Origin of the sequence: Streptomyces sp. NPDC005706 (genome assembly GCF_040631045.1) — a bacterium.
Classification (GTDB): domain Bacteria; phylum Actinomycetota; class Actinomycetes; order Streptomycetales; family Streptomycetaceae; genus Streptomyces.
This window is the reverse complement of the sequence record NZ_JBEXYS010000002.1, coordinates 480334-500747: the sequence shown is the minus strand read 5'-3', so window position 1 is coordinate 500747 and position 20414 is coordinate 480334. Positions and strand designations below refer to the sequence as shown.

Genomic DNA, 20414 nt, shown 5'->3' with positions numbered 1-20414 from the left:
GTCACGGTGCCTCGTGGGAGGTCATTCGACCACGTGCCGCCCCTCCGGCCGGGCGCTGCACGAGGCGCGGAACGCGCAGTGGGCGCAGTGCTGGCCGGTGGTGGGCGTGAAGCGTTCGTCGAGGACCTTCCCGGCGGCGGTGGCGAGCAGCTCGCCGACCCACTCCCCCGCGGGCGGCTCCTGGGTCTGCACCTTGGGCAGGGTCTCCCCGCCGTCGCGTTTGGCCGCGCCCTGTCGCAGGTGCACCAGTTCCGCGCCGCCGGCCTCGGGACGGGCGCCGTCGAAGGCGTCGTCGGCGGCGCCCTCGCGGACGGCGAGCTGATAGACGGCGAGCTGCGGGTGGCGGGCCACCTCGGCGGCGCTGGGTGCCTGCTTGCCGGTCTTGAAGTCCACGACGTAGGCGCGGCCGTCGCCGTCCGTCTCGATCCGGTCCATCTGGCCGCGGATGCGGACCTGGTAGTCGCCCGCCGCGATGGTGACGTCGAAGTCCTGTTCGCTCGCCATCGGGGTGCGGCCGGTGCGGTCCAGGACGTGCCAGTTCAGGAAGCGTTCGAGGGCCGCGCGCGCGTTGTCCTTCTCCTGGTCCGACTTCCAGGGCGCGTCGAAGGCGAGCGCGTTCCACACCGAGTCCAGGCGTTCCATCAGGACGTCGAGGTCGGCGGGGCTGCGGCCGGAGGCGACCTCGTCGGCGAGGACGTGGACGACGTTGCCGAAGCCCTGGGCGGCGGTGGCGGGTGCGTCGGCCTTCACCTCACGGCCCAGGAACCACTGCAGGGCGCAGGTGTTGGCGAGCTGGTCGAGAGCGCTGCCGGAGAGCACCACGGGCTGGCCGCGGTCGCGCAGCGGCACCTTGCTCTCGGTCGGCTCGTACATGCCCCACCAGCGGTCGGGGTGGGCGGACGGCACCAGGGGCCGCCCGTCCTCGTCGGTCAGGGCGGCGAGCCTGGCAAGGCGGCGTGCGGCCGCTTCCCGCAGCGCGGCGGAGGCGCCCGGGTCGACGGTGGTGGCGCGCAGCTCGGCGACCAGCGCGGCCACGGCCAGCGGCCGGCGGGGGCGGCCGGTGACGTCCCGCGGTTCGACGCCCAGCTCGGTCAGGAAGCGGGAGGGCTGGTCGCCGTCGTCGGCCGGTGCCTTCACGGCGGTGACGACGAGACGTTCACGCGCGCGCGTGGCGGCCACATAGAACAGGCGGCGTTCCTCGGCGAGCAGCGCGCCCGGGGTCAGCGGTTCGGCGAGTCCGTCGCGGCCGATGCGGTCGGCCTCCAGCAGGGAGCCGCGGCGGCGCAGATCGGGCCACAGTCCCTCCTGGACGCCCGCCACGACGACGAGCCGCCACTCCAGGCCCTTGGCGCGGTGGGCGGTCATCAGGCGGACGGCGTCGGGGCGTACGGCCCGGCGGGTGAGGGTGTCGGCGGCGATGTCCTGGGCCTCGATCTCCTCCAGGAAGTTCAGGGCGCCGCGGCCGCCGATGCGTTCCTCCGCGCGTGCGGCGGTGGCGAACAGCGCGCACACCGCGTCCAGGTCACGGTCGGCGTTGCGGCCGGCCGCGCCGCCGCGCCGGGCGGCGCGTTCCAGCCGGCCGGGCCAGGGCGTGCCCTGCCACAGGTCCCACAGCGCCTCCTCGGCGGTGCCGCCGGCGGCGAGGCGCTCGCGAGCCGTGCGGAGCAGTGCGCCCAGACGCTGTGCCCCGCGCGCGTAGGCCGGGTCGTGGACGACGAGACGCTCGGGTTCGGCGAGAGCGCGCGCGAGCAGTTCGTCGGAGGGCGCCGGCAGCGGGTTCCCGGCGGCCCGTTCCTCCTCGCGCAGGGCGCGCCCGAGGCGGCGCAGGTCGGCGGTGTCCATGCCGGCGAGCGGGGAGGCGAGCAGGGTGAGCGCGGTCTCGGCGTCGAGCCAGGAGACGTCGTGCTCCTCGCCGTCCGTTTCCTCTCCCGGAGGCCGTGACTCGGTCGTCTCCCCCACGCGGCCTTGCCGTGACTCGGTCGTCTCCCCCGCAGGGCCTTGCCGTGACTCTGCTTCGGCCACCGTCCGGAGGGCGGTGAGCAGAGGGGCCACCGCCGGCTCGTGGCGCAGCGGCAGGTCGTCGCCGTCGATGTCCAGGGGGACGCCGGCCGCGGTGAGGGCCCGGCGGAGCGTCGGGATGCTCCTGGAGCCGGCACGCACCAGGACGGCCATGTCGTTCCAGGGGACGCCGTCCTCCAGGTGCGCGCGGCGCAGGATGTCGGCGATGTTCTCCGTCTCCGTGCCGGGTGTCGGGTAGGTGTGCACCTCGACCCGGCCGCCGTCGCGTACGGCCTCGGGCTCCCGGTGGGCGCGCACCTTCTCGGCGGGCAGCCGGGTCAGCGGCATGCGCCGGGTGATCAGGCGGGTGGCGGCCAGCAGGGCGGCGCCGGAGCGGCGGGCGGTGCGCAGCACCTCGACGGGCGCGGGCCGGCCGTCGGGGCGCGGGAAGGCCGCCGGGAAGTCGAGGATGCCGTTCACGTCGGCGCCGCGGAACGTGTAGATCGACTGGTCGGGGTCGCCGAAGGCCACCAGGGTGCGGCCGCCGCCGGCCAGGGCGTGCAGGAGCCGTACCTGGGCCGGGTCGGTGTCCTGGTACTCGTCGACGTACACGGCGTCGTACTGGGCGGCGAGCCGGGCCGCGACCTCGGGGCGGTGGGCCAGCAGGACCGCGCGGTGGACGAGTTCGGCGTAGTCGATGACGCCCTGGAGGTCGAGGACGTCGAGGTACTCGGCGAGGAAGGCGGCGGCGGCACGCCAGTCGGGGCGGCCGATGCGGCGGGCGAAGGCGTCCAGGGCGCCGGGGCCGAGGCCCAGCTCACGGCTGCGGGCGAGGACGGCGCGGACCTCGTCGGCGAAGCCGCGGGTGGTCAGGCAGGCGCGCAGCTCGTCGGGCCAGCGCACGTGGTTGAGGCCGAGCCGCTCCAGGTCGGGCTGCCCGGCGAGCAGCCCGCGGACGGTGACGTCCTGCTCGGGTCCGGACAGCAGGCGCAGCGGCTCCGCGAACAGATCGCTGTCCTGGTGGGCGCGGAGCAGGGCGTAGCAGTACGAGTGGAAGGTGGTCGCCCGGGGCGCGCGGGCCGCGCCGATGCGCAGGGCCATGCGGTCGCGCAGATCGACGGCGGCCCTGCGGCTGAACGTCAGCACCAGGATGCGTTCGGGGTCGGCGCCGCGGGCGATGCGCGCGGCCACGGACTCGACCAGGGTGGTGGTTTTCCCGGTGCCGGGACCGGCGAGGACGAGCAGCGGTCCGGTGCCGTGGTCAACCACGGCGCGCTGGGCGGCGTCCAGTCGAGGGGGATCGGGCTCCGCGGGCGGGGTACGCACCAGGCGGTAGGCGCCACGGTCCCCCTGCCGCACCGGAGGGTGCGGCAGACGGCTGGTGGTGGAGGAGGAGCTCACGTGGTTCGCCGGTCCTGGTGGTTGTGCTGGTGGGCGGGCGGTCACGCGTGCGAGGCGGTGGCCGCGGGGTGAGGGGGGCACGTGCAGCCGACGCTACGCCGCCGCATCGGACGGAAGCAGGGCTTCCGCTTCTTCCCTCACGGCTCCTGGACCCCTCGGGGCCCCGGCGTCACGCGCATCCCTCGGCTAACGAACGTACGTCATGCAACGGACGTCCCCCGTGTCCCTCGTACGGGCCACCGATTCCCCTCGGGGGCATCCGATGGCGGAAGCTGTCAGGTGTGACCGTCCGTGCCCGTGCCGCCGTCCCATCGCGCCCGCCTCATGTCGAGTCGCGGCTGATGGCCCTCGGCGCTCCTGCCCGCCGCCTTGAGCGGGGTGCCCTCCGCCCGGTAGTGGGCGAGCGCGCCGAGCTCGTGGCCGGGCAGCAGCACGCCGTCGGCGCGGACCACGCGCCACCACGGGACGGTGCCCCCGTAAAGGGACATCACCCGGCCGACCTGGCGCGGTCCTCCCTCCTCGAGCCACTCGGCGACGTCGCCGTACGTCATGACCCGCCCGGGCGGGATCAGCTCGGCGACCTCGAGGACCCGCTCCGCGTACTCCGGCAGCGCGTCCTCGCATCCGTCACGGGTGTCCTCGGCAGGGCTCCGCTCGCTCATTCGCCCCATCCTGCCGCACCCCACCGACAACGCGGCGCGGAAGCCCGGGGGCGGGCCCCTCGCCCTCGGGCGGCGCTTGCGGCAGACTGTCCGACCCCGCATCTGCACCCTGCTGCCCGCGAGTGCCGGTGGGGCATGCCACCATCGTGCGGGCGGTGACCGGTGATACGAGACCAAGAAGAGACGATGAAGCAGCAGGGTGTGCACCCCGAAGGCGCGGCGGGCACCCCTGACGCGTCCGCGCGTCCCGACGCCGCCACCTCCGGCCAGGAGGGGACCCGCGCGGCGGCCCGGGACGGCGGCGCCGTGACCGGCGAGGGCGCGCGCGAGGACTCCACGCGCGCGCGTGAAACCGACGCGGACGCCGCCGAAGGGGCGCCCCCCGGCACCCTGCGGCCGGGCGAGGGACCCGGTGACGGGACTCACCCGGAGGAGGTGGAGGGTGACGAACCGCTGCTTCCCGCGCGCGTGCACCGTCCCTCCGACCTCATGCGGCTGCTCGTGGGCGTACTCGCCGTCGTCGTACTGCTCGCGGTGGCCGCGTTCGCGCACGGCACCACCTCGGGCCTCGAACAGGACATCAACAAGGGCACCGGGCAGGCCCCCGACCTGCTGATCAAGATCGCGGGACTCGCCTCCAGCATCGCGATCCTGCTGGTGCCGGTCGCCTTCGCGATCGAACGGCTGATCAAACGGGACGGGCTGCGGATCGCCGACGGCGTGCTCGCGGCCGTACTCGCGCACGGAGTGACCCTCGCCACCGACCTGTGGGTGGCCCGGGCCGCACCCGGCTCCATCCAGGAGGCGCTCACCCAGCCCTCGCCGGGCGACATCCACGCCCTGACCGACCCGGTGCACGGCTATCTGGCGCCCGTCATCGCCTATATGACGGCCGTCGGGATGTCCCGCAGACCCAGATGGCGCGCGGTGCTGTGGATCGTGCTGCTGCTCGACGCGTTCTCGATGCTCGTCACCGGCTACACGACGCCCTTCTCGATCATCCTGACCGTGCTGATCGGCTGGACCGTCGCCTACGGCACGCTGTACGCGGTCGGCTCGCCGAACGTCCGCCCCACCGGGCAGACGCTGATGGCGGGCCTCAGGCACGTCGGCTTCCACCCGGTCGCCGCGGCCCGCGAGGAGACCGTCGAGTCGGAGAACGGCGACCGCGGCCGGCGCTACTTCGTCACCCTGGAGGACGGCCGGCCGCTGGACGTCACGGTCGTCGACCGGGAGCAGCAGGCCCAGGGCTTCTTCTACCGGGCCTGGCGCAACCTGACCCTGCGCGGCTTCGCCACCCGCTCCAGCCTGCAGTCGCTGCGCCAGGCCCTGGAGCAGGAGGCGCTGCTGGCATACGCGGCGATCGCGGCCGGCGCCAACGCGCCCAAGCTGATCGCCACCTCCGAGCTCGGTCCGGACGCGGTCATGCTCGTCTACGAGCACACCGGCGGGCGCACGCTGGACTCCCTGGCGGACGAGGAGATCACCGACGAACTGCTGCGCAACGCCTGGCGTCAGGCGCAGGCCCTGCAGTCCCGGCGGATCGCACACCGCAGGCTGGCCGGTGACGCGATTCTGGTGGATCGTTCCGGCAAGGTGATCCTCACCGAGCTGCGCGGCGGCGAGATCGCGGCCGGTGACCTGCTGCTGCGCATGGACGTCGCCCAGCTGGTCACCACGCTCGGCCTGCGGGCGGGCGCCGAGCGGGCGGTGGCCTCGGCCGTCCGTGTGCTCGGCCCGGACGCGGTCGCGGACTGCCTGCCGATGCTGCAGCCCATCGCCCTGACGCGCTCCACGCGCGCGACGCTGCGCCGCCTCGGCCGGGAGCGGGCCGAGCGCGAACGCGAGGCGGTGCTCGAGGCCTCCCGGCAGGCCAAGCAGGCCCGGGCGGAGGAGGCCGCCTCCGCGACGGCCGGTGCCGCGCCCGGAAAGCCCGACAAGAAGACGGTCCGGGCCGAACAGCGGGCCGAGAAGCGGGCCATCGACGAGGCCCTGGACGAGGCCCGCGAGGAGGACCTGCTCACCCAGATCCGGCACGAGGTGCTGCGGATCAGGCCCCAGGCACCGGTGGAACCGGCCCGCCTGGAACGGGTGCGGCCGCGCACGCTGATCAGTTTCATCGCCGGCGCGATCGGCGCGTACTTCCTGCTGACGCAGCTCACCCACATCGAGTTCGGTCCGCTGGTCGCCAACGCCCAGTGGGGCTGGGTGCTGGCGGCGGTGCTCTTCTCCGCGCTCAGCTACGTGGCCGCCGCGATGGCGCTGCTGGGATTCGTACCGGAGCGGGTGCCGTTCCCGAGGACCGTGGGGGCCCAGGTCGCCGGGTCGTTCGTGAAGATCGTGGCACCCGCGGCGGTCGGCGGCGTGGCCCTCAACACGCGCTTCCTGCAGCGCGCCGGAGTGCGCCCGGGGCTCGCGGTCGCCAGCGTCGGCGCCTCGCAGCTGTTCGGGCTCGGCTGCCACATCCTGATGCTGCTGTCCTTCGGCTACCTGACGGGCACCGAGAAGACGCCGTCGCTGTCACCGTCCCGCACGGTCATCGCCGGCCTGCTGACGGTGGCGGTGCTGGTGCTGGTGGTGACGTCGGTGCCGTTCCTGCGGAAGTTCGTCGTCACGCGCGTGAGGTCGCTGTTCGCCGGTGTCGTGCCGCGCATGCTCGACGTGCTCCAGCGGCCGCAGAAGCTCGTCACCGGCATCGGCGGGATGCTGCTGCTGACCGCCTGCTTCGTGATGTGCCTGGACGCCTCCATCCGCGCCTTCGGCGACGGAACGACCTCGCTGAGCATCGCCAGCGTGGCCGTGGTCTTCCTCGCCGGCAACGCGCTCGGCTCCGCGGCGCCCACCCCGGGCGGTGTCGGCGCGGTCGAGGCGAGCCTCACGCTCGGCCTGATCGCCGTCGGCCTCCCCAAGGAGGTCGCCGCACCGGCCGTCCTGCTGTTCCGGCTGCTCACGCTGTGGCTGCCGGTGCTGCCCGGCTGGCTCGCCTTCAACCAGCTCACCCGCAAGGGCGCCCTGTAGGCACTCCACCCGGACCGGGGCCCGGGCATCGCTCGTACGGCCCGTGCCCCGCGCGCCCCGGCCCGCACGCGCGCACGATGGGAACATGGCGAACCCCTCCAGGCTGCGTGCCGCTGCCCTGACCACCAGCGCCGTGCTGCTGGCCGCCCTGTTGGCCGGGTGCGGCGACGGTGCCGGGAACGGGGATCTGACGGCACAGAAACTGGACTGGAAGGACTGCCCCGCCCCGTCCGCGGCGGAGGGCGGTGGCTCCTCCCCCTCGCCGCTGCCGGACGGCACCCAGTGGCAGTGCGCCACCATGAAGGCGCCCGTGGACTGGAGCAAGCCGAAAGGCGACACCCTCGATCTCGCCCTGATCCGCGCCAGGGCGAGCGGCGACGCGAACAAGCGGATCGGCTCGCTGATCTTCAACTTCGGCGGTCCCGGCGGCAGCGGCGTCACCACGCTCCCCGCGTTCGGCCAGGACTACGCCACCCTGAACACCCGGTACGACCTGGTGAGCTTCGACCCGCGCGGAGTCGGCCGGAGCGTCCCGGTGGAGTGCGAGAGCGACGCCCGGCTCGACCAGTACTTCCAGCAGGACGCCACACCCGACGACAGCGCCGAGCAGACCCAGCTCGTCGACCGCACCAAGGAGTTCAACGCGAACTGCGAGAAGCACTCCAAGAAGATCCTGCCGCACGTGCGCACCACCGACGCGGCCCGCGACATGGACCTGATGCGCCAGGTACTCGGCGACGACAAGCTCTACTACTTCGGCATCTCCTACGGCACCGAACTCGGCGGCGTCTACGCCCACCTGTTCCCGGGGCACGTCGGCCGCGCGGTCCTGGACGCGGTCGTCGACCCCACCAAGGACCCCGCGCAGAGCGCGCTCGGCCAGGCCCAGGGGTTCCAGCTGGCGCTCGACAACTTCGCCGAGGACTGCACGTCGAAAACCGAGGACTGCCCGATCGGCGACACCGCGCAGGACGTCAAGGGCCGCATCGCCAAACTGCTCAAGGACCTGGAGAAGAAGCCGATCCCCGGTGCCTTCCCGCGGCAGCTCACCCAGACCGCGGCGACCAACGGCATCGCGCAGGCCCTGTACTCGAAGGACTTCTGGGAGTACCTCACCGAGGGGCTGCAGCAGGCGTACGAGGGCGACGGCAAGATCCTGATGCTGCTCTCCGACTCGATGAACGGGCGCAGTGAGAACGGCGAGTACAGCAACATCACCGCGGCGAACATCGCCATCAACTGCGCCGACGAGAAACCGCGCTACACCGCGGCCGAGGTCCGGCGCAGCCTTCCGCAGTTCCGGGCCGTCTCCCCGCTGTTCGGGGACTACCTGGCCTGGGGCATGCTCAGCTGCACCGACTGGGCGGTGCCGGGCGCCGGAGACCATCCCGACGTCAGCGCACCGGGATCGGCACCGATCCTCGTCGTCGGCAACACCGGCGACCCGGCCACGCCGTACGAGGGCGCGAAGAAGATGGTGGACGCGCTCGGCAAGGGCGTCGGCGTCGAGCTGACGTACAAGGGCCAGGGACACGGGGCGTACGACAGCAAGAACAAGTGCGTGCAGAGCGCGGTGAACGGATACCTGCTGGACGGGAAGGTGCCGAAGGCCGGCACGGTCTGTTCCTGAAGAACCCGCACCCTTCGGCGAATATGCAGGTCAGACGGTTATCCACAGCCCGTCACGGGCTTGCGCGCCGCCACCTACCATGACGTGAACGCCTGCCGCGGCACGACGCGGGGGGGGCCTGCGAGGGGGGTGCGCATGCTTCGGGTTCTGCGGTGGACGGCCGGGGTGGCCGCGGCGCTGCTGGTGGCCGGGTGCGGTGGCGGTGGCTCGGGCGGGAGCCCTGACGAGGGCAAGGCAACGGGCCCGGCCGGACGGAGCGGCCCGGCTTCCACACCGGCGGCGCCGACCCCGGCGGACCCGCCCTCCTCGCTCACCTCGCAACAGCTCGACTGGCACCGGTGCGGGGCCACCGAGGGCTCCGCGGCCCCGGGCGACGAATGGCGGTGCGCCACGCTCAAGGTGCCGCTGGACTGGTCGGACCCCGCTGGTCGGACGATCGGCGTCGCCCTCATCCGGGCACGGGCGACCGGAAACGACCGGATCGGTTCCCTGCTTTTCAACTTCGGCGGCCCCGGCGGCTCGGGCGTGTCGACGATGCCGTACTACGGCGCCACCGTCACCACGCTGCGCGAGCGCTACGACCTGGTGAGCTTCGATCCGCGCGGGGTCGGCGCCAGTGAGGGCGTGCGCTGCCGCGGCGACCGGGACATCGAGGCCGCCGAGGCCGTGGACGCCACGCCGGACGATCCGGCCGAGGAGAAGGCGTACTTCCAGGACGCCGCCGACTTCGGGAAGGGATGTGAACGGGCCGCGGGCCGGCTGCTGGCGCACGTCTCGACCACCGACACCGCGCGTGACATGGATCTGCTGCGGCAGGTGCTCGGCGACCGGACCATGCACTACTTCGGCATCTCCTACGGCACCGAACTGGGCGGCGTCTACGCCCACCTGTTCCCCCGGCGCGTCGGCCGGATGATCCTCGACGCGGTGGTGGATCCGACCGCGGACACGGTGGGCCACGCGAAGAACCAGACGCGGGGCTTCCAGCGGGCACTGGAGGACTATCTGAGATCCACCGGCCAGGACCCGGAACGGGGCACGCGGAAGATCGCGGCGCTGCTGAAGAGCATCGACGCCAGGCCCCTGCCGACCGCGTCCGGACGGAAGCTGACCCAGACGCTCGCCCTCACCGGCATCATCCTGCCGCTGTACAGCGAGGCCGGCTGGCCCAGGCTGACCAGCGCGCTGAAGGCGGCCGAGCAGGGCGACGGCTCGAAGCTCCTCGCGCTCGCGGACCAGTACAACGAACGGAGCTCTTCCGGACGTTACGGCACCCGGGCCCACGCCCAGCGGGCCATATCGTGCCTGGACGACAAGCAGCGGCCCACACTCGCCCGGACGAAGCGGCTGCTGCCCGAGTTCCAGCGGATATCGCCGGTGTTCGGGGACTACCTCGGCTGGGACACGGCCGGCTGGTGCCACGACTGGCCGGTGGCCGGGCAGTTCGACACCCCGGGGGTCAGCGCACCGGGTGCGGCGCCGGTCCTGCTCGTCGGCAACACCGGGGACCCGGCGACCCCCTACGAGGGCGCCCGCAGGATGGCCGACGAACTGGGCAAGGGCGTGGGCGTCGAACTCACCTGGAAGGGCGAGGGACACGGCGCGTACGGCAACGGCAGCGACTGCGTCGACTCGGCGGTGAACGCCTACCTGCTCGACGGAACGGTGCCGAAGGACGGCAAGGTCTGCTCCTGACGACGGCCGGCGGAGCGGGGAGGAGGCGTTCCGGCATGGGACACGGCCGTGCCGGAGGGGACTAGTCCGATCGGTCGGGGTCGTTCCTGTTACTCACTTTCGGGTGACACCGGCTCGGCGGGGCAGGACGGCGGGCCGGCATCGCGAGCCGCACAGGCCAGTACTGAAGCGGCTGTTTCCCTGACGAACGTTCAATTCGGCGTGTTGGAGTCATACATGGACGATGCAGCAGAGAGTCACAGGAATATGTTCAACCCGTAATGGCGCGCACATCTCCCCCACAAACCGGGCGCACGGCTTGCACAGTGTGAGTGCGCGGCCAGCCGGCCGCCGCTCGTACAACGCACCACCACTGGCCTGCGGCGTTCTTCGCTCCGCAGATCCGTAAGGGGGGTGCCATGGACTCCTGTAGGGGGATCCTCGTGACCGTTTCCGCATCCGTGCGCCGCATGACCGCTGTCGCCGCCGTGGCGGCCGCCGCCGTGGGAGCCGTGGCCCTGCCGGCCTCGGCCGCCGACCACCACCCCGGCCGTCACCACCGCGACACCGTCTACATCAGCAGCGTGCGGTACGACGCCCCGGGACGCGACGACCGCTCCAACCGCGCCCTGAACCGGGAGTGGGTCGACATCACCAACAACTCGCGACGCCCGGTCAACCTCAACGGCTGGACCCTGGCCGACAGGGACGGCCACACCTACACCTTCCACCACTACCGGCTGGCCGGACGCGGCACCGTCCGCGTCCACACCGGCTACGGCCACGACACCCGCGGCGACCTGTTCCAGGACCGCAACCGGTCCGTCTGGGACCGCTCCGACACGGCGACCCTGCGCAACGACCGCGGCCGCTTCGTCGACGACGCCTCCTGGGGCCGCGGCGACCGCGATCACCGGGGCGACCGTGACCACCGCGGCGACCGCGGCCACCGCGACGGTGACCACCGCACCCGCCACTGACCACACCCCCGAGCCGGTGAACGCTGACACGCGTTCCCGCTGACCAGGTGGGCGTGGCACTCACCCGGGAGCCACGCCCACCACACGCCACTCGAATCCCCGAAGCCCACGGCTCTGAGCTGGTCAGAGCCGTGGGCTTCGGGCGTGGTCGCCGGTCGGCGAAGAAGGTGCGTGTACACCGGCGGCGCCACGGGAGCCGCCGACGCGCCGCCCGCCGACCGTCAGTAGCGGTGGCCGGGCCAGTGCGGATCCGTGTAGCGGTCGTCACCGGTGAGTCCGAGCAGCCGTATCCGGTGCCGCAGCTCCGCCGAAGCGCCCGACTCGCGAAGCCGCACCGCGGCGGGGCCGAGGAGCCAGGCGACCAGTTCGACGCGCATCTCCTCCTCGTCGTGCTCGTACCAGCCGACGCGCCACGGCAGACCGTCTCCCAGGAGCTCGTACTCCCATTCCGCGGCCGCCTCGGCGAGACGTCGGTCGCTGAGGGGTCCGCTCTCCTTCTCCCAGTCGGCCAGCCAGGGGCCGACCGTTCCGGAGGCCTCGGCGCACACCGCGAAGACCTGGTGCGCCGGCACGGCCGCATCGGCGTCGGTGAGGCTCTGCACCCACCAGGCATGCAGGAACTCCCGTACCGGATCGGCGTGCTCGTCAGGCCACCGCTGCCAGCGGGCGCGGGCGAAGGAGCTCCCCGCCTCTTCCAGATCGGACAGGGTCTCCGCGCGACCGGCGGCCAGGGCAGTGGCGAACTGCGGCAGGATGCGGCGCAGCACAGCCGCGTGGTCGAGCCAGTCGACGGCCTGCCAGGTCCGGCGCAAGAGGTCCGGCTCCAGTTCCACGTCCGGCGTCTTCAGCAGGGAGAGCTCCTCCGGACTGCCCCAGTGACATTCGCAGTTGCTCTCGTCCGGACGGGCGGTCATGCCACGGAAGGTGACCGAGAGACTGTCCAGGGCAGCGCTGAGGCGGCGGCGTGCGGGATGGTCGGCGACATGCATGGTCTACCCGGCCTTCGAGGACTCCGTACGGCTTCCGCCGGCCGAAGATCGACACGTTACCCGGTGAGGCGGAGCCCTTGCCATCGACATCCGACGACGTGAACCGGTGGCCCAGTGCTTGACGGCCGGCCCGGGCAGCGTGACTTACGGTCCGTCATGACGGATCGTTTCGCCGAGATCACCTCCGTGGAGGAGTTCATCAGGCTGCGACAGGGCGAGGACCCGGAGGAGTCCAACCGCTCGGCACGGGCGGCCTTGCCACTGGCAGTCTGATGGGATCTGGTGCGCGACCATCCCGGCATGCTTTTCTGGGCCGCACACAACAGGACGGCGCCGCCGGAGATCCTGGCCGAGCTGATCAAGGATTCCGCACGACTCGGTGCGGAGGCTCGTCGCGGGCCACCGACGCTCGCCGCGCTCGGCGATCACGCGTTCGGCCGACGACCCGTGGCCGGTCATCGCGCAGGAGGCCCACGCCCGCCTGGCGCATTGGCCGAACTGACGAAGCCCACCGCATCCGAGCTGTTCAGAGCCGTGGGCTTCGTCGGTTTCGCTGGTCAGCCGGAGCGCTGATCAGTACACCGGCGAGTCAGGGCGCGCGCTGGCCCTGCGGTGCGGTGGCTTTTGGGCGCCCTTGCCAGACGTGTACCAGGCCGTTTGGTGGCCCCGCCCGTTCACGGGCCGGCCACCGCGCTATGGAGCAGGCTGGAAGGTCACAGTGCTGCCGGGGCATGCTTCCGCGAGTTGTGTGAGTGCTTCGAGCTCGACGGCGTCGACGGTGAGCCCCCAGCGCAGCTTGGTTGCGATCCACTCCGAGGTGTATCGGCAGGTGACGTCGACGGCCGGTGGCAGCCACTCGGCCGGGTCCTGGTCGGCTTTGCTTCGGTTCGAGGCCGCGGAGACGGCGACCAGGGAGGTTGGGACGGCGAGGTCGTTGGCGTACGCCTCACGCCGCTGGGCAGTCCATTGCGATGCCCCGGAATCCCAGGCCTCGGCCAGGGGCACCATGTGGTCGACGTCCAAGGCGGCCGCGGGGGTCAGCCACTTGGCGTCGTAGTACGACCACCATCGCCCCCCTGAGAGCTTGCAGCCCGGGAGGATCTCTGGCGGTTCGACGGCCTCGGAGATGAGCACCTCCGCTCGTGTGTTGCATCCGTCGGTGGAGTTCTGGCCCGCGTTCCAGTGCTTGAAGCTGGTGCGCTGGTAGCCGTCCCGCACCTCCGCCGCAAGGGGGAGGACAAGGACCGCGGTCGACATCGGGAGTGTGTAGCTCGGGATGGACAGGTCACGCGCGTGGGCCGGCGTGGGTGCCACGAGAGGCACGGCGACAAGTGCGGCCGCAATCGCGGCGCGCCTGAGGTTGCTGATCACGCACCGCAGGATTGACCGAAAGTACTTCAATCATGAGATCCGACTCGAACGAATGAGCCGAACAGGTGCATGCGTTCACCGGGCAGGTGCGCCACCTGGCACCGTGGAGGAGAGCGTGTGTCGAAGCAGTCGCCGCACGGCCCACGACGCCGACCGCCAACGACAGAAGCCCACGGCATCTGAGCTGCTCAGAGCCGTGGGCTTCGTCAGGTCCGCCGGTGGGCGGGAGCGGTGATCAGTACACCGGCTTGTCCGGTTCGATCTGGTTGACCCAGCCGATCACACCGCCGCCGACGTGTACCGCGTCGGAGAAGCCCGCGGACTTCAGGACCGCGAGGACTTCCGCACTGCGGACACCCGTCTTGCAGTGCAGGACGATCTTCTTGTCCTGCGGGAGGCCCTCCAGGGCGGTGCCCATGAGGAACTCGTTCTTCGGGATCAGACGGGCGCCGGGGATCGAGACGATCTCGTACTCGTTCGGCTCGCGGACGTCGATGATCTCGATGCTCTCGCCGTCGTCGATCCACTCCTTGAGCTGCTTGGGAGTGATCGTGGAGTCGGCGGCCGCCGCCTGGGCCTCCTCGGAGACGACGCCGCAGAAGGCCTCGTAGTCGATGAGCTCGGTGACGGTCGGGTTCTCGCCGCAGACCGCGCAGTCCGGGTCCTTGCGGACCTTGACCTGGCGGTACTGCATCTCCAGGGCGTCGTAGATCATCAGTCGGCCGACCAGCGGCTCACCGATGCCGGCGAGCAGCTTGATGGCCTCGTTGACCTGGATGGAGCCGATGGACGCGCACAGCACGCCCAGCACGCCGCCCTCGGCGCAGGAGGGGACCATGCCGGGCGGCGGGGGCTCCGGGTAGAGGCAGCGGTAGCAGGGGCCGTGCTCGGACCAGAAGACGGACGCCTGGCCGTCGAAGCGGTAGATCGAACCCCACACGTACGGCTTATTCAGCAGCACGCACGCGTCGTTGACCAGGTAGCGGGTCGCGAAGTTGTCCGTGCCGTCGACGATCAGGTCGTACTGGCTGAAGATCTCCATCACGTTGTCGGCCTCGAGCCGCTCCTCGTGAAGGATCACGTTCACGTACGGGTTGATGCCCTTGACGCTGTCACGCGCGGACTCGGCCTTGGAGCGGCCGATGTCGGACTGGCTGTGGATGATCTGGCGCTGCAGGTTCGACTCGTCGACCTCGTCGAACTCCACGATGCCGAGCGTGCCGACGCCCGCGGCGGCCAGGTACATCAGCGCCGGCGAGCCCAGGCCGCCGGCGCCCACACAGAGCACCTTGGCGTTCTTCAGCCGCTTCTGCCCGTCCATCCCCACGTCGGGGATGATCAGGTGGCGGGAGTACCGGCGGACCTCGTCTACGGTGAGCTCAGGGGCTGGCTCGACCAGGGGTGGCAGCGACACGGGGACTCCGTTGGTCGGTCGATCACTACGGTTGTTCTCCCTGTAACACTGCCACGGGCTTCTTCATTCCGAGACACCTGTTCCGATCCGCGAGACGATCTCGTCCCAGTAGCCGGGCATCGTCTCCCAGGGGTCGGCCCGGCCGCCCCGGTCGGTGCGATCGGTGAGGTAGATCGTGCCCGCGCCCTGCCAGCGGGCGATGCGCAGCGCCTCCTCCAGGTGGCCGCGCGGCACGCCGTGCACGAAGTGGCAGAAACGGTCGGGCGGATAGTCGGCGGTCCACTCGGCGGCCTGCGAGAAGCGGTAGTCGGACCAGGGGCCCGCGAACGTCACCAGTTGGTCGGCGTTCTCCGCGTATCCCGGGTGCGGGTGGCCGCCGTGGCCCAGGACGATGTGGGCGGTGTCACTGATCGCCCGCAGGGTGGTGACCGCCCGGCGGACCGCGGGCAGCGCGCCGCGCTCGGTGGGGCACCGGTCGAGGAGGAAGCCGTCGACGCGGTACCACTCGAGGTGGCGGTGCGCGTCGGAGAGCAGGTCGCCGAAGGAGCGGGCGCCGTGGGCGAGGTCCAGGTGACCGAGGACCCGCACGCCCCCGTTGCGCAGCCGGCCCGCGGCTTCCAGGCAGTGCGGGTCCGGACGGCTGCCGGGCCCGGCGGCGACGTTGAGCACCACCCAGTCGAGGGGTGTGCCGGGGCGGGTGAGTCCGGCCCACTGGTCGGGGGCGACCAGCGGATGGGCGTAGCCGGGGATGCCGAGGCCGGTACGGACGCCGGTGCCGGTGGTGCTCGCTGTGGTGCTGGTCAGATGCGGCATGCCGCCTCCATCCAGATGTCCGCGAGGGATTCCTCGAGGTTGATGCGGGGGCGCCAGCCGAGCCGGTCGCGGGCGGTGCGCACATCGGCCTGCTGCCAGCTGCCGCAGCCGTCCGGGTACGGGTAGGCGACCGGGGCCGCGTGCTCGGAGTCGGCGCGGGGGTGGCCGATGGTGCTGCGCAGCGGCCCGGGGGGCGCGTCGAGTTCGTGCAGGGCGCCGCCGTATCCGGCGACCCGGGCGAGGACGGCGGCGGCGTCGCGGAGGCGGACGGCGCGGCCGGAGCCGATGTTGATGACGCCCTGCGCGGCGGAGAGGGAGGCGGCGTGCACGGCGCGTGCGACGTCGCGGACGTCGATGAAGTCGCGCTGGACGCCGAGTCCGGCGAGCTTGAGTTCGCCGTCGCCGGACTGCATGGCGCGGCGCATGGCCTCGGCGAGCCGGCCGAGCGGGGAGCCGGCCGGGGTACCGGGTCCGGCGGGCGAGAAGACGCGGAGCACCACGGCGTCGAGGCCGGAGCCGAGGACCAGTTCGGTGGCGGCCAGTTTGCTGACGCCGTAGGGGCCGCCGGGCCGGGGCACGGCGTCCTCGGCCGTGGAGGAGCCGGGCTGGCTGGGGCCGTACTCGGAGCCGCAGCCGACCTGCACCAGCCGGGCCCCGCAGCCGCTGCGGCGCAGGGCCTCGCAGACGGTGGCGACGGCGACGGTGTTGTGCCGGACGAGGTCGCGGGCACCGCCCCGGGTGGCGCCGGCGCAGTTGACGACCACTCCGGGGTGGACCGCGTCGAGGAAGCGGGTGAGCGCTCCGGGGCTGCCCGAGGCGAGGTCGAAGCGGACGTCGGCGTCGTCGCCGCGGCCGAGCGCGGTGAGCTGGACGGCCGGGTCGGCGAGCAGGCGGTCGGCGACGAAGCGGCCGATGTATCCGTTGGCTCCGATCAGCAGGACCCTCATCGGGCAGCTCCCGGGGTGTGCGCTCCGGCGGCTCCCAAGGCTCCGGACGCTCCGGGCGCTCCGTGTCGGGAGGTGGTCATCTGGTCTTCTCCTTCGAAGGGGTGATGCGGTGGCCTGCGGTGGGGGGCCGGACGCCGTTTGCGTTGCCGGGTGCCGCCGCGCGCTCGGGACGAGTGGGGGCGGACGCGGCCGGGGACGGTGGCGGAAGGTTCACTCAGGTGCTCCCGCCGGGGCGTGGGCCGAGGCCCGGGTCAGGGTGCGCAGCGCGTGGACCAGCAGGGCGAGTGCGGCGGCGCCGCACACGAGCGTCGGCACGGCGGCCGGGCCCCAGGCGTCCACCACGGTCTGGACGGGCGCGGCGAGGAAGGCGCAGCCGGGCAGCCGGGCGGCCAGCAGCAGGGCGAGCGCCGCCGCCTCGGTGACCGCGGCGGCTCCCAGGGCGAACTCGGGGGCGCGCCGCCGGCGGTGCGCGACAAGGAGGCGGGCGAGCAGCAGGAGGGCGCCGAGGGCGAGTCCCTGCGGGAGGGCCGCGCTCTCGTGCAGCGCCGTGCCGCACAGGGCGAGCAGGCCGGTGAGGGCGCCCAGGAACAGGACGAGGACACCGGCCAGCAGGGGCCGGGCGGCGCTGGTGAAGTCCTCGAGACCCCGGCTGCCGGCGAGCCTGCGGCGGGCCCCGGCGGCCAGGAGGTGAGCGCACCAGGCGGCCGGGGCGCAGGCCAGGGTGAGCGCCAGGGCGGGTGCGGCGGTCATCGGCCAGGGGCCGTCGGGAGCACCGGTGGGCAGGGCGTCGGGGCCGCCGGCGACGACGGCCTCCAGCAGTCCGTCGCCGAGCAGCGCGTAACCGAGCAGCCAGAGGGTCCACGCGCGGGTGGCGGCCGCCGTGCGCCACGGGACCCGGCCCGGCACCGCGGCCAAGGGGCCCCGGCGCAGGGCGGCGCGCGTCGCGGCGGCCAGGGCGAGGAGGCCGACGGCGGCCACCAGCGGGCGGGACCGGCCGTGGGTGAGGCGCAGTACGGTCAGGGCGGCCGCGGCGAGCGCTCCGGGCAGGAGGGTGAGCAGGACCCAGCCGGCCCGGACGCGAGGTCCCCGCCCGGGTTCGGGACGGGTGTTCGGTGCGCCGTCGCGGGGCACGCGCGCGTACAGCTCCTCGGCGAGCGAGAAGACGTCGCGGTGGCGGAACCGGGCGGCGGTCCGGTCGGTGACGCCGTGCGCCTCCAGTCCGGCGGCGATCTCCAGCGGGTCCACGGCGCGCTCGCACAGGTCACGGTGACGGTGCAGCAGGGTCTTGACGGGGTCGGCGGTTCCGCGCCGGAACGGGGTCGTACGGGTCCCGCCGGGCGCGGCGTCCGGGCCCGGCCGGGCCGGGGGCGCGGAGTCTGCGGCGCCCGCGTCCGCATGGCCCTCGGCGGCCGGTCCGGCGTGCGCCACGGCACCGGTGAGCCATTCCCGCGACCGCTCGTCCCAGGCCGTGGCACCGGCCGGCATCCCCGGGTGGTCGCGATCGCTCAGCCGGTCCACGGTGTTCGGCGCGTCCGTGCCGTTCACCGCGTCCGAACCGCTCGGCGCGCCCGTGCCGGGCGACTCGCGCGGGACGTCCCTGTCACCGTCGACGCCCTCCACCCGGCCGGAACCGCTCGGGGCGCCGCCCTCCGTCCTGTTCACAGCGCACCCTCCGATGCCGCTCCCGAGGTCGCGCGGACCGGTTCGCCGGGTGCCCGGCAGGACGCCTCCCGGGTGCGTTCCCGGGCCGTGGGGCCGGTCCAGTGGACGGGGACATGGGTCTCCGCCGGAGCGGCGAACGGCAGCGGGTCACCGGCCTCGTCGACGACGACCCGGCGCACCGGGCAGCGCGAGACGATCTCCAGATAGATGCCGTTGAACGCCGCGATGTTCTGCTCGACGGTGAACAGCTCCAGCGCGCGGGCCCGTGCGGCGGCACCGAGGCGCTCACGGCGCTCGGGGTCGCGCAGCAGCGCCACGCACGCCTCGGCGAGCGCCCGGGGGTTGCGCGGCGGCACGACCAGGCCGGTGCCGCCGATCACCTCCACCACCGCGCCGACGTCGGTGGACACCGTGGCGCGGCCGCTGAACATGGCCTCCACCAGGGTGTTCGGGAAGCCCTCCACGACGCTGGAGAGGAGGACGACGGCGTCGCCGGCGTACGCGTCGGGCAGGGTCGGCACCTCGGGGCCGCCGATCTCCTCGAACGAGACCGGGTTGTCCCCGACCGCGTGCACGCCCTCCGCCTCGTCCGGGAAGAGCTGCGCGGCGAGCACCCGGCAGTGGCCCAGGTACGCCTCGCCCTCCGGGCCCACGGGCGTGCCGACGATCCGCAGCCGGGCCTTCGGCTCCTCCCTGCGGACCTCGGCGAAGGCGTGCAGCAGCGACACGAGGTCCTTGGCGGGTTCGACGCGCCCCACCCAGCCGAGCGTGTACGGATCGGCGCGGTCCGGGGATTCGCCGACCTCGGTGAAGCAGGAGGCGTCCATGCCGGGGTGCACGGTGCGGATCCGGGCGCGGTCGGCACCGCACCGTTCCTGCCAGCGGCGGGCGTGCGCGTTGCCCGGTGTGAGGAGGGTGGCGCGCCGGTAGACCTCGGTGGCGAGCAGGCCGTGGAAGGCGGCGAGCAGGGCGCGTACGGCGGGGGCGGCGTCGTCGGGGCCCAGGGCCAGGTAGTGCGAGCGGAGCTGCACGCCGTACTCGGTGACCAGCAGGGGCACTTCGCACAGGTGCCGGGCGAGCAGTCCGGGCAGGGCGGCCGTGCCGCCGGCGGTGGCGTGGCAGAGGTCGGCGGCGCCGAGGCCGTCGTCGCCGTACCAGTCCAGGGAGAGGGGACGCAGGGCGCGTTCGAGGTGGGCGGTGACCGTGAGCAGGTCGGCCACGCGTGCCTCGCGCGCCGTGCGCGGCGCGCCGGGGGCGCGGCAGGCGCGTTCGAGGGTGCGCAGGGCGGTGTCGGAGCGGAGTGCGCCGACCAGTCCGCCCTCGTCCCGGGCGAGTTCGGCGAGACCGTACAGTGCGCTGCCGAAACGGTCCGCCTCGTGAGCGGGCCCGGTTCCGGCGGTTGGGCCGGAGGCGGCGCCGGGCCCGCCGCTCAGGGCCTCGACCAGCTCGCCGTAGCACTCGGTGAAGCGCCGGCGCGCACGCCGGCCATGGGTGACCCCGTCGTGCTCGGCCGTCCACAGCGGAGCGGTACGCACCTGGCCGACCTGCGGCGGAAGCGGGACCCGGCCCGCGTCCTCCTGCTGCCGGTCGCGGCTGAGCGCGTAGACGTCGAACTCGTGCTGGGCGAGCCCGCGCACGAGCCGGTCGCACCAGAGCCCGGCGTCACCATCCACATACGGGTAGCCACCCTCCGTAAGCAGTCCGATGCGCACGTGTGCACCCCCGATCTCCGTGAGTGGGAAGCCGCCTTCGTCCCGGCGGTTCGCAGCGGCACGAAGGTATGCGGACACAGCGGTGGCGCGATGGACGGTTGTCCATCGCGCCACCAAAAGGGGTGAACGGGCGTAACTTTCGG

14 protein-coding genes are annotated in these 20414 nt (G+C 73.1%); 5 read left to right on the top strand and 9 right to left on the bottom strand.

What is annotated here, in order from left to right; translation table 11 throughout:
• Positions 1–21 precede the first annotated feature (21 nt).
• Both ABZ478_RS05845 and ABZ478_RS05840 read right to left on the bottom strand, forming a co-directional pair.
• Positions 22–3399, bottom strand: coding sequence for an ATP-dependent DNA helicase (locus ABZ478_RS05845; RefSeq protein WP_359545661.1), 3378 nt, complete (start codon positions 3397–3399; stop codon positions 22–24).
• Positions 3400–3674: 275 nt separating this feature from the next.
• Complete coding sequence (locus tag ABZ478_RS05840) at positions 3675–4061, bottom strand: MGMT family protein (RefSeq protein ID WP_359545659.1); 387 nt, start codon at positions 4059–4061, stop codon at positions 3675–3677.
• A gap of 186 nt (positions 4062–4247) precedes the next feature.
• Here ABZ478_RS05840 and ABZ478_RS05835 point away from each other — a divergent pair, with 186 nt between their 5' ends.
• The 4 genes from ABZ478_RS05835 (at position 4248) to ABZ478_RS05820 (ending at position 11363) form a co-directional block, all read left to right on the top strand.
• On the top strand, positions 4248–7079 hold the full coding sequence (locus ABZ478_RS05835) for a lysylphosphatidylglycerol synthase transmembrane domain-containing protein (protein ID WP_359545657.1): 2832 nt from the start codon (positions 4248–4250) through the stop codon (positions 7077–7079).
• Between the two features lie 85 nt (positions 7080–7164).
• On the top strand, positions 7165–8709 hold the full coding sequence (locus tag ABZ478_RS05830) for an alpha/beta hydrolase (protein WP_359545656.1): 1545 nt from the start codon (positions 7165–7167) through the stop codon (positions 8707–8709).
• Between the two features lie 135 nt (positions 8710–8844).
• Entirely contained in the window at positions 8845–10404 is a 1560-nt protein-coding gene (locus ABZ478_RS05825) for an alpha/beta hydrolase (RefSeq protein WP_359545654.1), read from the top strand.
• A 449-nt stretch (positions 10405–10853) separates the two neighbouring features.
• Entirely contained in the window at positions 10854–11363 is a 510-nt protein-coding gene (locus tag ABZ478_RS05820) for a lamin tail domain-containing protein (RefSeq protein WP_359545903.1), read from the top strand.
• Between the two features lie 221 nt (positions 11364–11584).
• Here the strand turns inward: ABZ478_RS05820 and ABZ478_RS05815 are convergent, their stop codons facing one another.
• Complete coding sequence (locus ABZ478_RS05815) at positions 11585–12277, bottom strand: hypothetical protein (RefSeq protein ID WP_359545653.1); 693 nt, start codon at positions 12275–12277, stop codon at positions 11585–11587.
• A 375-nt stretch (positions 12278–12652) separates the two neighbouring features.
• On the opposite strand from ABZ478_RS05815, the gene ABZ478_RS05810 reads away from it, so the two are divergent.
• Positions 12653–12925: a hypothetical protein gene (locus ABZ478_RS05810; protein ID WP_359545651.1), complete on the top strand. Its 273-nt coding sequence runs from the start codon at positions 12653–12655 to the stop codon at positions 12923–12925.
• 120 nt (positions 12926–13045) lie between these two features.
• Here the strand turns inward: ABZ478_RS05810 and ABZ478_RS05805 are convergent, their stop codons facing one another.
• From ABZ478_RS05805 to ABZ478_RS05780, 6 genes are all read right to left on the bottom strand, one after another.
• On the bottom strand, positions 13046–13723 hold the full coding sequence (locus ABZ478_RS05805) for an HNH endonuclease family protein (protein ID WP_359545650.1): 678 nt from the start codon (positions 13721–13723) through the stop codon (positions 13046–13048).
• Positions 13724–13958: 235 nt separating this feature from the next.
• Entirely contained in the window at positions 13959–15137 is a 1179-nt protein-coding gene (moeZ, locus tag ABZ478_RS05800) for an adenylyltransferase/sulfurtransferase MoeZ (RefSeq protein ID WP_358927515.1), read from the bottom strand.
• Between the two features lie 63 nt (positions 15138–15200).
• A complete protein-coding gene (locus ABZ478_RS05795; RefSeq protein ID WP_359545648.1) occupies positions 15201–15950 on the bottom strand; it encodes a spherulation-specific family 4 protein in 750 nt (249 codons plus the stop codon).
• Positions 15938–16897: an NAD-dependent epimerase/dehydratase gene (locus ABZ478_RS05790; protein ID WP_358927513.1), complete on the bottom strand. Its 960-nt coding sequence runs from the start codon at positions 16895–16897 to the stop codon at positions 15938–15940. Before ABZ478_RS05790 ends, ABZ478_RS05795 begins: the two co-directional genes overlap by 13 nt.
• A gap of 210 nt (positions 16898–17107) precedes the next feature.
• On the bottom strand, positions 17108–18559 hold the full coding sequence (locus tag ABZ478_RS05785) for a hypothetical protein (protein ID WP_359545646.1): 1452 nt from the start codon (positions 18557–18559) through the stop codon (positions 17108–17110).
• Entirely contained in the window at positions 18556–20271 is a 1716-nt protein-coding gene (locus ABZ478_RS05780) for a DUF3492 domain-containing protein (RefSeq protein WP_359545644.1), read from the bottom strand. Before ABZ478_RS05780 ends, ABZ478_RS05785 begins: the two co-directional genes overlap by 4 nt.
• Between the last annotated feature and the right edge of the window lie 143 nt (positions 20272–20414).